This is a genomic window from Chryseolinea serpens, from assembly GCF_900129725.1.
Lineage (GTDB): Bacteria > Bacteroidota > Bacteroidia > Cytophagales > Cyclobacteriaceae > Chryseolinea > Chryseolinea serpens.
Genome location: NZ_FQWQ01000003.1, coordinates 255,719 through 270,484, shown reverse-complemented (window position 1 = coordinate 270,484; position 14,766 = coordinate 255,719). Strand labels below are relative to the sequence as shown.

Annotated in this window: 13 protein-coding genes; 6 read left to right on the top strand and 7 right to left on the bottom strand. The window is 51.2% G+C overall.

Annotated features, from left to right (window positions below):
• Positions 1 to 8: 8 nt before the first annotated feature.
• On the top strand, positions 9 to 623 hold the full coding sequence (locus tag BUB30_RS35480) for a DUF4242 domain-containing protein (protein ID WP_221408766.1): 615 nt from the start codon (positions 9 to 11) through the stop codon (positions 621 to 623).
• A 105-nt stretch (positions 624 to 728) separates the two neighbouring features.
• On the opposite strand, the gene BUB30_RS20940 is transcribed toward BUB30_RS35480, so the two are convergent.
• Positions 729 to 1,502 (bottom strand): DUF4382 domain-containing protein, encoded by a 774-nt coding sequence (locus tag BUB30_RS20940; RefSeq protein ID WP_073137878.1) that lies wholly within the window; start codon positions 1,500 to 1,502, stop codon positions 729 to 731.
• 236 nt (positions 1,503 to 1,738) lie between these two features.
• The gene (locus BUB30_RS20935) at positions 1,739 to 3,016 is read right to left on the bottom strand and encodes an amidohydrolase family protein (RefSeq protein ID WP_073137876.1); all 1,278 of its coding nucleotides are present in this window, start codon (positions 3,014 to 3,016) and stop codon (positions 1,739 to 1,741) included.
• A gap of 240 nt (positions 3,017 to 3,256) precedes the next feature.
• Here BUB30_RS20935 and BUB30_RS20930 point away from each other — a divergent pair, with 240 nt between their 5' ends.
• From BUB30_RS20930 to BUB30_RS20910, 5 genes are all read left to right on the top strand, one after another.
• A complete protein-coding gene (locus BUB30_RS20930) occupies positions 3,257 to 4,168 on the top strand; it encodes a VOC family protein (RefSeq protein ID WP_073137874.1) in 912 nt (303 codons plus the stop codon).
• Positions 4,169 to 4,354: 186 nt separating this feature from the next.
• Positions 4,355 to 4,804, top strand: a complete 450-nt coding sequence (locus BUB30_RS20925) for an SRPBCC domain-containing protein (RefSeq protein ID WP_073137872.1) — start codon at positions 4,355 to 4,357, stop codon at positions 4,802 to 4,804.
• Between the two features lie 163 nt (positions 4,805 to 4,967).
• The gene (locus BUB30_RS20920) at positions 4,968 to 5,306 is read left to right on the top strand and encodes a PadR family transcriptional regulator (RefSeq protein WP_073137870.1); all 339 of its coding nucleotides are present in this window, start codon (positions 4,968 to 4,970) and stop codon (positions 5,304 to 5,306) included.
• A complete protein-coding gene (locus BUB30_RS20915) occupies positions 5,303 to 7,972 on the top strand; it encodes an ABC transporter permease (RefSeq protein ID WP_084138283.1) in 2,670 nt (889 codons plus the stop codon). The genes BUB30_RS20920 and BUB30_RS20915 overlap by 4 nt, the downstream gene beginning before the upstream one ends.
• A 62-nt stretch (positions 7,973 to 8,034) precedes the next feature.
• Positions 8,035 to 8,784 (top strand): DUF72 domain-containing protein, encoded by a 750-nt coding sequence (locus tag BUB30_RS20910; protein WP_221408765.1) that lies wholly within the window; start codon positions 8,035 to 8,037, stop codon positions 8,782 to 8,784.
• A gap of 46 nt (positions 8,785 to 8,830) precedes the next feature.
• On the opposite strand, the gene BUB30_RS20905 is transcribed toward BUB30_RS20910, so the two are convergent.
• The 5 genes from BUB30_RS20905 to BUB30_RS20890 are packed head-to-tail and all read right to left on the bottom strand — an operon-like array spanning position 8,831 to position 14,624.
• Positions 8,831 to 10,687, bottom strand: a complete 1,857-nt coding sequence (locus BUB30_RS20905; protein ID WP_073137866.1) for a carbamoyltransferase family protein — start codon at positions 10,685 to 10,687, stop codon at positions 8,831 to 8,833.
• Positions 10,688 to 10,690: 3 nt separating this feature from the next.
• Complete coding sequence (locus tag BUB30_RS35825; protein ID WP_221408789.1) at positions 10,691 to 10,840, bottom strand: DUF5989 family protein; 150 nt, start codon at positions 10,838 to 10,840, stop codon at positions 10,691 to 10,693.
• A gap of 20 nt (positions 10,841 to 10,860) precedes the next feature.
• On the bottom strand, positions 10,861 to 11,253 hold the full coding sequence (locus BUB30_RS20900; protein ID WP_143165019.1) for a hypothetical protein: 393 nt from the start codon (positions 11,251 to 11,253) through the stop codon (positions 10,861 to 10,863).
• Positions 11,254 to 11,268: 15 nt separating this feature from the next.
• Positions 11,269 to 13,311, bottom strand: a complete 2,043-nt coding sequence (locus BUB30_RS20895; protein ID WP_073137862.1) for an SGNH/GDSL hydrolase family protein — start codon at positions 13,309 to 13,311, stop codon at positions 11,269 to 11,271.
• 38 nt (positions 13,312 to 13,349) lie between these two features.
• Positions 13,350 to 14,624, bottom strand: a complete 1,275-nt coding sequence (locus BUB30_RS20890; RefSeq protein ID WP_073137860.1) for a glycoside hydrolase family 99 protein — start codon at positions 14,622 to 14,624, stop codon at positions 13,350 to 13,352.
• Positions 14,625 to 14,766 lie beyond the last annotated feature (142 nt).

The window sequence follows — 14,766 nt, the reverse complement described above, 5'->3', positions numbered from 1 at the left end:
CACGAAAAATGAAAAAGACCTGTATTGTTTTCCTCTCCCTGGCCCTGGTTTTGGGTGCTTGTTCCACGAATGTCCAACAGCCTAAACCAGTCGAACGACAGCTTTACATCGATGTACACAACCTGGAGCCCGGTAAAGTAACGGCCGCCGACGTGGCCGGTGCCCACCAGAAAGATCTGGCAACGCAAGACAAATTTGGTGTGAGTTTTCTAAGCTATTGGGTGGACGAAATGAAAGGCAAAGTGTATTGCCTCTCTGAATCACCTAACGATTCCGCCATCTATAAGACACACCAACAAGCGCATGGCCTTGTACCCGACCTGATCGAACTCGTCACCAGTGGGACTGCCGCTGCGGCCCAGTCGCATGGTTCACTCTTTCTCGACGTTCACCATCTCGGTGCCGGCAATGTAACGGCCAAAGCCGTCGCCGACGCGCACGTGAAAGACCTGGCCGTTCAAGGCAAATACGATGTGAACCTGATCAACTATTGGGTAGATGAAAAATCAGGCGTGGTGATGTGCCTGGCCGAAGCGCCCGACTCGGCCGCCATGGTGAACACGCACAAAGAAGCGCATGGCCTTATCCCCGACGAAGTGCACCTGGTGAAGCAGGGGAATTAAGCGCGGAAATCAGAGACTTCCATGGAAGTGAATTGTTAATAGTAAAAGAGGGCTGCCTTTGTAGTGCAGCCCTCTTTGTATGCTTAGGTGTCGTTTGTTTTTATGCTAAGGAACATTGACGACGCCGACATCCGTTACCACTCCCAGAGATACCGATACGGCTGGTTTCTCTGTGGGTTGATAAGTCGGTTTAGGGCTAATCTTTAATGTATAGGTGCCCGGGGCGATGCCGCGCAATAAGAAGTTACCCGAGGTAGTATCGCTGTACGTTGTGGCCACAGTGTCGCCACTCATGTTCACGGCGAAGATCGCAGGTTTTGAAATGGCGGGCACAATCACTCCTTTAATGGCACCACTGGTAGCTTCACTCACGCCGCGGATCACCGGCTTGAGATTGAAGCCGCCGTTGCCTTTTTCAACAACAGAACGCGCTGCGTCGAAGTCGAGTAGAATGGTGTAGGTAATGCCCGGCGTGAGGTCGGCATTCACTTTTACTTTTAAACCCGACTGCTGGGCGCTGGGTGTTTTCAAGGGAGTTATAATGCCGTTCTTTTTCACGCTGTTATTTTCACCCAGTATCAGTCTGATCTGGGAGATATGACCTGCGGGAAGTTCCACATGGCTCAACACGGTGTCCAACCCGTTGGTGAGTTTGAGCAGGTTGTAAACGCCTTGGTGTACTTCAATTGTTTTCCATCCCGAATCCGATTCGGTATCGCTGGCGTTGATCTCTACGGATTGGATGTCGATGTTCACTTCTTCATAGTCGCCGGGGGCGTCGGTCAATCGAATCTCGAGTTGCGCATTTTCGTTGCTGTCGGAGTTGCTACAAGCCGTCGCGATCAGCAGCACGCAGAATATCTGAAATAGTTTTTTCATAGTCGTCATAGTTGTCGGGGTTAATCTTTTAGCATACACCTTTCATACATACTCCTTTCAGTATAAAGGTATCGTACGATACATCCTCAACTGTCTGTGAGTGTATATGCGCACACTAAAAGTCCGCAATATTAACCAATCTTAACCTTATCTTGTTTGTCCGTTCAAAGAAGCACCGAGGCCTTTCAACGCCGTTAACTACATGTCCACGGCGTTGCGATTTCGGAGGCCTTGATCTAGCGACTAACCTCGTGCCCTGCGATAAAAACAGCATTTATTTCTCTCAGATTTTTTATATCGCTCAAGGGATCGGCATCCAACACCAGGAAGTCGGCCCAGTGGCCAGGAACCAGTGTGCCCACGTCCTTCAGGCCCAGGTATTCTGCAGGGTTCTTTGTCGCCGACAAGAGAATCTGTTGGGGTGTGAGACCGGCGTCGGCCATCATGCTCATTTCTATGTGTTCGAAGTAGCCGATAAATCGGGTGGGCACGCCGCTGTCGGTTCCAAAAACAATGGGAACGTCCTGGTTGCAAAGGATTTTGAGATTGGCTTTGGCTACGGGCAATTGTTTCTTATACGTTTGCGCGCTTTTGCTGTCGCGCATTTTTTTTTGGCGCGCAGGATCCAACAGGGGTTTGATGGTGGTCGTGTCGTATTCGCGCAAGAAGAACGGATCGGAGAAAAATTCGGCCGTATCCTCATAGACAAAGGTGGAAAGTTCGCGGGTTAAGGTTGGACAATAGCAGGCTTTCTTTTGTTTGATCAGTTGAATAAAGGCATCGTCTACGGGGAGGTCGCGAACGCTGTGGGCCATCATGTCGGAGCCGGCGTCGAGCAGTTTGCGGGCGTCGTCGAGGTAGTACATGTGGGTGGCCATTTTGTAGCCGAGTTCGTGTGCGCGTTTGATGGCGGCGCGATAAATTTCCTCGGGCATTTTCGGCGAAGTCCCGAGATTGTCGTCCACCCTGATCTTCATGATGTCGACCCCCATGTGGTGGTTGCTATCGGCCACGGCCATGGCTTCCTCCGGTGTTTTGCCATTGATAATTTCACCGGCAATAAATAAGCGGGCGTGCGCTGTGTTGGTGGTATCGTTCACCGCCCGCAGCATTTCCGCTTCCGGTTTGTCGCCGCCCAGGCTCACCACCGTGGTGATGCCATAGCGGGCATAGATCGACAGATTGTCGATAATATTTTCTTTCGAATAATGGCCGCCTTCAATACCCTTCACGTCGCCCACGTGACCATGGGCGTTGATCAATCCGGGGATAATGGTTTTGCCCATTACATCGTGGACCGTGGCATGCTCCGGAATTTTCACATTTTCCTTTGTACCCACAGCCACCACGCGCCCATTGGAAATCAAGAGCACGCCATCCTGGATCGGGGTGGAGCCACTGCCATCGATAATGGTGGCGCCGGTGTAGGCTGTAAAGGATTGACTGGTTTGTTCAGGGCGCTTGCACGCCATCGCGGCGATGAAGAGCAGGGGGAGTAGTCTCACGAGGTTCATGGAGGGAATTTAAACAGTTTCCAGGTATGATCGTTGGGTTATTATATATCCGGTGGAGGCGCGACAATTTTTCTGACGCATCTGCCCCCTTAAGTTGACGTTTTCAGGACGTCGTCAAAAGCGTCCCCTACCCTACCTTTGAATGGCACAACGACGCGGAGTATGAATCACCAAACGGTTCGCCGCACTGGTTCAGCACAGCTACTAGATTATATCATTCATAAAAAAACAAATTTAACCATGACAAAAATCACCAAACGAATCGCCACGGGGTTGTGGTTCGACACCCAGGCCGAAGAAGCAGCAAATTTTTATACGTCGCTTTTTCCCAACTCACACGTCGGAGTTATTGCACGCTATGGCAAAGAAGGCTATGAAGTTCACCACCAACCCGAGGGACAGGTGCTCACGGTAACCTTCAACCTCGACGGCCAGGAGTTCATGGGCACCAACGGGGGACCGCTCTTCAAAATGAATCCGACCATATCCTTATTCACGGTTTGCGAGACGGAAGCGGAAATCACAAAACTCTGGAAGGCGCTTTCAAAGGATGGAACCGTGATGATGCCGCTGGACAAATATGACTGGAGTGAAAAGTGGGGCTGGGTCAGCGACCGCTACGGATTGTCGTGGCAACTCAACCTGGGCAGCGTGAAAGACGTCGGTCAACGAATAACGCCCATGGTGATGTATGTCGGCAATCAATTTGGAAAAGCGGAAGAGGCCGTCAAGTTCTACACCACCGTGTTTGAAAATTCCTCCATCGAAACCATTCAGCGCTATGGTCCGGAGATCGACGGTCATGAAGGCAAAGTGATGCATGCCCGTTTCAAACTGGCCGGCCAAACGTTTATGGCCATGGATGGCGGCTTGCAACACGATTTCGAATTCAACGAAGGCATTGCGCTGGTCGTGAACTGTGAAACGCAAGCAGAGATCGATAACTACTGGAAGAAACTCACGGCCGGTGGCAAGGAAAGCATGTGCGGGTGGTTGAAGGATAAATTTGGTTTGTCTTGGGAAGTTGCGCCGGTGCAACTCGGGGAGATGCTTATCGATCCCGATCCGAAGAAAAAGGGAAGAGTGATGAATGCCTTTTTGAAAATGCGGAAATACGATCTGGCTACTTTGGAAAAAGAGTATGCAGGATAAGCGGGTTCCCCGGAAAGGAATGTCATAACCTCGCACTTTGTGGAATTTACGCCGCATGGAAAGCAAAACGTTGCTTCCCTGCGGCGTTCTTTTCTTAGCATCGCTGCGTTCCACGAACATTGCCGATGGCAGATTGTTAGTCTCAGGGAGAAGGAAAAAGTCATCCACCACAAAAAAAATCTTTTTATGAAAACAACCATCGCCGGCAACCATGTTGTCAACAAAAGTATTCGCATAAAAGGAACCCCTGCACAGGTTTGGGATGCGCTGACCAATCCTGAAAAAACAAAAGAGTACTTTTTCAACTGCGAAGTGATCTCCGATTGGAAACCAGGCCGCGCCATCACCTTTAAAGGCCACGTCATGTCAAAAAAGATCGAATTGCGCGGTGAGATCCTGGCCATCGAACCGGAAAGACTCTTACAATACACGTTGAAGAATTCCGAGGACAAGCATCCGGACAGCACCTCGACCGTAACGGACCGCTTAGAATACCAGAATGGCGAAACCGTTGTGTCCATCACAGACGACGTGGGCGCGGGAGACGGGGCCGAGACAAGGTATGAGAAGTCCGTGCAGGGATGGGATAATGTTCTGAACGGCTTGAAAGCGCTCGTGGAAAAAAAGACGGCTTAGCCCCTGCCCATTTCATCCGGCCACACGAACGATCCATCCCGAAAACGCACACTTCTCGCAGGTCAACCCCATCCGACTACAGGACTTCAAAAAAAATTCCTTTACAAAAATTGTAACCTTTCCGATTTACGCTGATATTTAGGCAAAGGTGAAACATATAAATATGAAAGGGACCTATTTGGGCGAATTTGAAGAACTGGTCTTATTGGCGGTGGGCATTTTATTTGGCGACGCTTACGGATTAGCCATCATAGACGAATTGGAAAAGAAAACAGGCCGCAACATCATGATCAGCTCCGTACACAAGACGCTGGTGCGCCTGGAAGAAAAGGGCTATCTCAAATCGCACATGGGCGGAGGCACGCAACAACGCGGCGGCAGAGACAAACGATTGTACACACTCACCCAAGGCGGGAAGAAAGCGCTCCAGGAGGCCAAAGAACTGCGCAACGCCATGTGGAAGGAGATCCCAAAAGTCGTGTGGGAAACCGTGAAGCTATGAAGGGCGGCACTCACCCTAAACCAGCCCCGCCGAAATGGGCCACGCGCTTCTTGCGCTGGTTCTGCAGCGATCACCTGGCGGAAGCCGTGCTCGGCGACCTGGAGGAACTTTACGAACGCCGCGTTGAAAAGCTCGGAAAACGCAGCGCGGATCTTTTGTTTGTTGCCAACGTCATTCAATTCCTGCAGCCTTTTGCTTTTCGAAAAAGAAATTACCGATCCACATTAAATCAACGCGACATGTTTCAGAACTATTTCAAGATCGCCTGGAGGACCATGTCCCGCCAGAAGATGTATGCCGGCATCACCATCGGGGGCTTTGCTTTAGGATTGGCCACGTGCCTGGTTATTTTTCTTTTCATTCGCCAGGAGCTGAGCTATGACCAGCAATATGCCGATGGGGATCGCATCTTTCGTTTATACAATGAATATAAAGGACCAAAAGGTGACCGATGGGTCAATATTCCCCCACCCGTTGCCGGCATTCTTCGAACGGATTTTCCGGAAGTGGAAAAAGCGGGCAGGCTTATGCCGGGTTCGTTGGGCTTTGGCACGAAAGGTTTGTTCCGTCGTGAAGACGCCGTTGAGAATAATTTTGAAGAAGGTTTTGGTTACGCCGATCCAGACCTGTTAGAGATCCTGGAAATTCCGATGGTCTATGGCACAACCTCCACAGCACTCGATAAGCCTAACACCATTGTACTCTCCAAACGCAAGGCGGATCAGTATTTTCCGAACGAAGATCCTCGCGGAAAAAGCATCATCCTCAACGATGACAAATCCAGGTTGTTTACGATCGGCGGCGTGATGAAAGACATGCCGGCAAACACGCACTTTCAATACGATTTTCTGATCACGTTGACAGGACAAGAATTCTGGTCGGGTGAACAAAGTAGCTGGTGTTGCTGGAATTACAATGTCTATGTCAAATTGCGATCGGGCGCGAATCCCCTCGCACTCGAACAGAAAATGACCGTCCTGCGCGACACGCATTTTATCAAATACCTGGAAGAACAGGGGGATCAATCGGCAGCGGATGTAAAGAAGAATCACTTATTCAGATTACAACCGGTTGGAGACATTTATCTGAAATCGAACGGGATATATGATGACATGCGGCATGGCGACATCCGCTACATTTGGTTGTTCGGCGGTGTCGCGACATTTATCTTGTTGCTAGCCTGTATCAACTTCATCAATTTGTCTACAGCCAAATCGGCGAACCGTGCCAAAGAAGTCGGGTTGCGCAAAACGGCAGGTTCGGTTCGGGGCTATCTGATCGCCCAGTTCCTTACGGAATCGGTATTCTATAGTCTTGTATCATTCGCGATTGCCCTGTTCATGGTTTGGGCTACCCTTCCGTTCTTCAACACACTGGCCGGAAAATCGCTCACCATTCCCTGGCTGTCGTGGTGGTTCTTTCCTTCATTGGTTGTGGCCATGCTTTTTATCGGTGTGGTAGCAGGCCTCTATCCATCTTTTTATCTATCGGCCTTCAAGCCCATCGATGTGCTGAAGGGAATTGTGAGTCGTGGAAGCAAAAGCTCAGGGCTGCGCAGCGCTATGGTCGTGTTTCAGTTTACCACTTCCATCATCCTGATCATTGGAACCTTGGTCATTTATCGTCAGATGAATTACCTGCTCACCACAAAGACCGGCTTTGATAAAGAGCAAGTGGTCATTCTCTATGGCACGCATACATTGAATAACCAACAGCTCACCTTCCGGGATGAACTGCTGGGGTTAGCGGATGTGCAGCATGTCTCCATCAGCAGTTACCTACCCGTAGATGGCGGTAGTCGCGAAGGATATGGCTTCTGGCGCAAAGGCCGCGAGAAAGCTGACCTGCCTATTACCTCACAAAAATGGCGTATCGACGTCGATTACATCAGCACCATGAAGATGCGCATCGTTGAGGGGCGCGACTTCAACCGGGAGCTTGCCTCCGACTCGCAGGCGGCGGTGGTAAACCAGGCGTTTGTCAAGGAATTCGGTTTAAAAAAACCGGTGGGAGAGCAAATCACGAATGGTCCCCAGACGTTCACGATCATCGGTGTAGTCGAAGATTTCAACTTTGAGTCGATGAAGGAAAAGATCAGACCGCTTTCCTTGGTGATCGAAGGGGGCGGCAACTCCGTCATGACCGTGAGGGTAAAATCAAAGGACATGCAGGCCACGCTGGGATCGCTCACGAAGGCATGGAACAAATTCATGCCGCACCAACCTTTTCGCTATGGCTTCCTCGATGAAAGCTACGCCCGCATGTACGACGACGTGCAACGCATGGGCCGCATCTTCGCAGGCTTTGCCACGCTCGCCATCATTGTGGCCTGTCTCGGTCTGTTTGCACTCTCTGCCTTTATGGTCGAACAACGCAGCAAGGAGATCAGTATTCGGCTTGTGCTGGGCGCCACTACGCAAGGCATTTTTCGTTTGCTCACACAGAATTTTGTGAAGCTCGTCTTCGTCTCTATTGTGATCGCTACGCCACTGGCGTGGTATCTCATGCGGACCTGGCTAGCCGACTACACGTATAAAATCCCTATCACCTGGGACGTATTTGTATTGGCGGGTGCCATGTCGATATTCATCGCCTTGTCGACGGTGAGCTACCAATCCATCCGGGCGGCCCTGGCCAACCCGGCGAAGAACCTGCGGTCGGAGTGAAAAAGAGCCTGTAACAAATTCGCTTCCCATTTTGTTATGAGTAATGTAACCATTACTTGCAGGTGGGCATACTACGAATCGGCACCAGCGGAATTGTTGTTCCAGGCACGAAGGAAACCTTCCCCGAAGAATACCGCTCGGGCAGCCGGCTGCACTATTATGGTTCGCTCTTCAATACGCTGGAAGTAAACAGTTCCTTCTACAAAGTGCCCTTGCCCGCGACGTTTGAAAAATGGTCACAGGAAGTGCCGGATGATTTTAAGTTCACTGTCAAGCTGTGGCGCGCGATCACGCACAAAAAGAAATTGCCCTACGACCCGGAGGACATTACGGCATTTCTACGGGCTGCCGACAAGATCGGGGACAAGAAAGGATGCCTGCTCGTTCAATTTCCCACCAGCGTCAAAATCGAACTTCGACGCGAAGTAAAGAATATATTGAAACAGATCCATGCTCTGAACAGCGCGCCGGGATGGCGGGTGTGCGTTGAGTTTCGCGATATAAATTGGTATATCGGCCCGGTATACGAACTGCTGGACCGTTACGAGGCTTCTGCCGTCTTGCACGACATGCCCGGTTCGAAACCGCCGGTTTCGGATGAGGCCACCCGGGTTGTCTATCTGCGGTTTCACGGGCCCGAGGGAAATTATCGCGGTGGATATTCACCGGAGTTTCTGGAAGGCTATGCAGCTATGATCAAAACATGGCTTGCCCGGGACAAAGAGGTATATGTCTATTTTAACAATACTGTGGGCTCCGCTTTTGAGGACGCCCAGACGCTTCGAAAATTAGTGGAAGAATCAAATCCGTAAAAAATTCCATGGGCCGGTGCGATGGAAGACGAGAAAAAAGTCCAACCTAATCCAAGGCAAAGGTCTGCTCCACCAGCTCCGCGGGCAACGACGGCTGCTCGCTCCGGTCGAACAAAAATCTTCCCATCACCAGGTAATCCATTCCCGTGCGCATAAACCCAACATAGGCCTCCTGCGGTGTGCACACGATCGGTTCGCCCCGCACATTGAACGATGTGTTGATCAACATGCCGCAGCCGGTAATCGCTTTGAAGTCGCGCAGCAGTTGGAAAAATTTCGGGTTACTCTCCCGGGTCACGGTTTGGATGCGCGCAGAATAATCAATGTGGGTCACGGCGGGCACATCCGACCGCACATGATACAGCCGGTCATACAAAGGCAGCGCCTGATAGTGTTCCGGTTCAGGTTGACGCAACTCACAGCGCAGTGCAGCAACAAACAACATGTAGGGCGACGGTGTGGTCGTATTGAAATAGTCCTGAAGATCCTCCAGCAATACACTTGGTGCAAAAGGCCTGAATTCTTCGCGGGACTTTATCTTCAGGTTCAACATTTTTTGCAGGACCGGGTTGCGTGGATCTCCCAGGATGCTCCGGTTGCCCAAAGCCCGCGGCCCAAACTCCATCCTACCCTGGAACCAACCGACGATATTTCCGGCAGCGATCTTTTCGCTTACCTGCACGCTGAGGTCAGAAAACTCTTCAAAACGGTGAAAAGGGGCATTGAATTTTTGGGCAGTGTTGAGAATCTCCTTGTCGGTGTATTCAGGCCCGAGGTAAGCATGCTGCATCGCATCGCCTGGGATGGGCGTTCGCTCCTGGTGATGCCCGATGTGAAAGGCCGCCAGTGCCGCACCGAGTGCACCGCCGGCATCTCCCGCAGCGGGCTGCATCCAGATCGCCTCAAATATGCCCGCCTCCTGGATCTTGCTGTTGGCCACGCAATTTAGCGCGACGCCACCGGCCATGACCAGGTTACGGCTCCCCGTGAGTTGCCGGGCCGTGCGCGCGAGTATCAACACGATTTGCTCCGTTACCTGCTGCAGGGCCAGGGCGAGATTCATGTGGGCTTGTTGTATCTCGGATTCGGATTTGCGGCGAGGCAAGCCTAGCAGGTCCTCCCATTTTTCATCGCGCGTCATCGTGAGTTGGGTGGCGAAGTCGAAGTAGTCCATATTGAGGAGCAGCGAACCGTCGTCTCTCACGTCGACAAGCGTGGAGAGAATTTTTTGACGGAATTCGTCGGTTTGGGGTGAGTGCGGGTCTCCGTACGGCACCAGTCCCATTACTTTATACTCGCCGCTGTTTATTTTGAAACCAAGGTAATAAGTGAACGCCGCATACAAGAGTCCGACCGAATGTGGGAAATGAAGCTCTTTTAGAATTTTAATGGTGTTGGATTTTCCATAGCACAACGTGGTGGTAGCCCACTCTCCCACGCCATCGAGGGTGAGAATCGCGGCTTCCTCGAAGGGCGAAGGATAAAATGCACTGGCGGCATGCGACAAGTGATGTTCCGGGAATAGCATCGGCACCTTCGCGTCACCTAAGGTTTTCAGTTGCCGGCGCAATACATCCTTCATGAAAAGCTTTTCTTTCATCCACACGGGGAGCGCTGTGACAAAGCTTACCAGGCCGCGGGGCGCGAAGGCGTGATAGGTCTCCAGCAAACGTTCAAATTTCAATAAGGGTTTGTCGTAAAATGCAATCGTGGTGAGCTCATGAAATTCGACGCCGGCCTCCCGCAACACGTAACGGATCGCGTGGATGGGAAAGCTCGCATCGTGCTTCTTCCGGGTGAAGCGTTCTTCCTGCGCGGCGGCCACAATGGATCCATTCACGACCAGGGCGGCAGCGCTGTCGTGATAGAATGCCGAGATGCCCAGGATCACGATGCGCGTCATACTTCAGAACAAGGCATAGATGAAAGGCGCCAGGGCCGAGGCACTGGTCAGCGCGATGAGCGCCGCGAAAAGCAGCAACACGACAATAAGCGGCAGCAGCCAGAACTTTTTCCGGGTGCGTAGAAAGCGCAGGAGTTCTTTTAGAAATTCGATGGCCTTATGACGTTAAGTTTTCAAAATGTGTCTTTCAGATCGGCTTCGGTATAAACATGGTCGCGGTTGCTCATCACCGACGATCTCCCCTTTTTGAATTGACGAAGCCGCAACGCATCGCGTCCCATCACGCGGCGCACCAAACCCAACGGCGTCACCATCACAAAAAATAAAATGCCGAGCAACACCGGCGGCACGACCGCCGCCAATAGTTTCGCCAGCCCAAACCATACCACGGCAAATGGATAAAATACCATCGGTACCACGATCGTCAGTAGGATCAAAATTAGCGCTGCCAGGATGAGCGCATGATCGTCCTTAAAATATAGTGCGGCCAGTAAAACAACCAGCACAGCCACCTGACCAAATTCCATACATTGCTTTCTGGTAATCAATGTAACAAGTGATCTCATACTTCCCGTTTGGGTTTACTTGTGACTAAGTTTTGCCTGCAATGCCAACGCCGTGGCATTGCGCGCGTCGAGTTTAAATATTTTACGAATGTACTTTTCCGTTGCGTCCTGATTGTCCATACTAAAATAGGCCTGCGCAATCTCATTCAAAAGCGTTACGTTGGTGGTGTCTTGTTTCTGAATGGTCTGCAGCTTTATTATTTTTTTCGCATACGTTCTCACGGGCAGAAGCGTAGCGCGTGAAGGACTGTGGGCCATAACATAGTCCAGGTAGGGCAAGGCTTCGACGGGCCGGTCTTGCTTCAGGTAAAGAACAAAAAGATACCGTGCTTTCTCGGTCGTGGGCGCACGCCGAAAAGTCTGCTGAAAATACACGAGGGCATCGGTCAGGGCGTTCACCTCACCACTCAACATCGCCGCCTTTTCATACAGCCCTGCGTCCTCTGGATACTCGAGCACAAAGGTTTCCATCACAGTCTTTGCCGCGCGAAAGTCCTTCTTCGCTAAGTAATAGTTGTACAGGCTGTCGGTGGCCGCTTGCCACGTCACTTGCCGATTGGCCAGCTTTTGTGCGAGCAACTCCTCATAGGTCTCCACTTTCATAGAATCGCGGTGAAGGGCCTCGCGGAAAGGCCAGCTTCTTTTTAGCCGGTCTATTTTATACAAACCCGAAAGCGAGTCCACCTTCGTGACCGGCATAGCTTTCAGAAGCTGTTGCACCGTCATTTCCCTTTGCGTATCCACGGAAACAAGTTTCTCTTTATTCAATGCCTCATAGAACGCATCCGACAACACGCCATAACCGGTCAAGTTGGGATGGACGTGTTCCAGGATCAGCGCATCTCCCGTCACGCCATGTGAGGAGGCCTGTTCGAAAAAAGCTTTTGCATCCACTACATGGGCATTACGGTGTTGCTTGCACGTCTGTCGAATGATGTCATTGGCTTCTTCCGGCGCTCGAAAACGAAGGCCGTCAACGTCTTTTGCCCTTTGGAAAGATCGTTTGGCTTTTTCATAGTCACCATAACGGTAGGCCAGTCTTCCCAGATAATATTGACTCAACGCGTGACCATCACAGATGGAATCCGCTTCTTTCAAATACTGATAGGCACGGGAAACATCATTATCCCGAAGGGCCTTGACGGCAGCGGTAAACCTTTCCTGGAACCCGGGATATTTCACACTGTCCACCCGAAAACTGACAAAGGGTTTCAGGTCTCTTTCATTGCTCACCAGCGTGCTGACAAAAACCGGGATGTGGTGTTGCTGGAGAACGTCCAGTGTCTCCTGCAGGTTGGCCTTGAATTGTTCCATCCCGCGACGGTAGAGTTCCGACCCGAAGGGGATCTGCTCGTCAGCCACCATCATTTTCATGCGGGTGCCGCCGTTGGTTTGCGATGAGGGCGCAAAGAGCTTTTCATACAATCGCGTCATGCCCTGCACAATCCTCAGTTCGCGCAACAACAACATAGTTTTCACCATCAAGCGGCTCCCTCCTATCCGATCCGTCGACGCCACGCCCAACGTGCCGTAATACTCATTATGGCCCGTATAAATAAAGACGGCGTCCGGCGAATAATCGACCACCTCCCTGGCAAAGCCCATTACTGTATACGAGTTGACCGCCGTCAGGGCTAGGTTAATGATCTCGAAGTCGCGTTCCGGAAAAGTATGTTGCAGCCGGTACTGCAGCCAACGGTGAAACGAACCGTTGTGAAAATACGGGTAGCCCAGCGTGGTGGACTCCCCCAACACAAAAATGCGCAGCGTGTTTTTATTTTTCACCTTCCTGAAAAACTCCACATTCCCGACCGTCGCCGTAGACGCGTTCGTAAAATATTTCTTCGAGGCATCCGGGTTCATGACCAGGAGTTCTTTGTTCCCCGGATATTCCATAAAAAGATCGGTGGAGTATCCATAGTGAAACACCCGCAATAACACCTCTACCAATACCAGAAATACAAACGGCAGCAAAACACCGATCACCTTAAACGCCAGCACCCTGCCGGGTCTTGGAGCCGATGCGTTTGGTTGGTCGTTGATGCTGGGATGCGTCATAAAAAAATTTCTTCAGGGAAAACTACAAAAGCGTCCTTTCATTTCCGTTCCGGCAATGTAAAAGTGAGCGGCTTTTCACCGCGCAACATTTTCGCTGCCTCACCGGTGAGCCAGAGATAATGATCGGAAGGTTTGTGATCGAGGTCCATGAACTGAGTTGCACCCCCCACGGGTGGGGTATCGCTCACTTTGAAAATGGCCGTGCCCTCGTTCACCTCGTCGAACATGGCCACGTAAAGCATCTTCGCGCCGGTGTTCAGCGCGGTGGCGATCAACTGCCAATAGAACCTTCCCCCCTGACGCGGAATGGAAGCCACTGGTTTGATGTCGTCTGGGAAAGCGTGGACGCTGAGATTGTGCCAGCTAAAACCCGGGTATACGCAAGGCACATAGCCAACGTGATTTTCTTCGCACCACTTCATGTCGGCCAGCATCAGGTCACGGTACCGGTCCATGTCGTTGTGCAGCAAAGGTGAGAAGCGCTGCACCGTCCAGGGCAACACCAGGTCGGCGGCGCGAATGAGATCGTGCAGATAAGGGTCGGGCAAACAATCGGCATTCAATTCCCGCCAAGCCGTGGGCACGCCAAGCATCACGGAACAATTGCCATAGACGGGGTCATTCTTTAAAAAATTTATCAAACGCTCCAACCCAATGTTGCGGATGTTATACGGCCGGTCGGGAAAGCCCACACCCCAGATCACCACCAACGGTTTGCCGTTGTGATGCAAGTATGTATTGTTTTCTTTCTGGCTGGTGACGCGAAGCTGGTCCACCAAATATTTCCAATCTTCAATAATCGAGGAACAATCTTCCCCTGATCCTTTCAATCCCGAAAGATCGTACATGACCGCGATGGCGCGTTTATATTTCGTCGCCGCCTCCATGGCGTTCGTCAAAATCGCAGTCGATTCTTTTTTGCGGTTATTATCACGCGTGTCATCGAAGAAGCGTTGCATGAACACGCCGTCTACGCCGTATTGTTGCATCCATTTAAAGTGCAGATCGACGGTGCTCTTGTCGAGCGAGCTAAAGAATTTTGCTTTGGATCCGTTCGGAAGCTTGAAAGGAGTTTCGTACGTTTTTTCGTATTCCGAAACGTCGGGCCATGCGTCGATGCTCGAACGGCTCTCATCGCCATAGGCAAAGTGCCGGGCTTGACTACCGTCGCCAGCCGCACGGAACCAGCCCTGGTAGCCGGCCATGACGAGGCCGTTGTAAGTAGGAAATAAAGTTTTTGGATTGTGTTTGAGTTGGGAAAAAGCAAGAGGAGCTGTTGCTAGCAGTATCAGAAGAAGTATTTGTCGTTTCATTTGTGCTTATGTTAATAATGATGGTGTGATGAAAGTTGTGTGGCTCGTGCGTAACTTGTGTGAGGTGTGAGGTTTGTGTGTGACGTGCACAGTAGGAAGTGTGTAGCAAAGGCGCGAAAGAAGGTTCATCACCTTTATCACG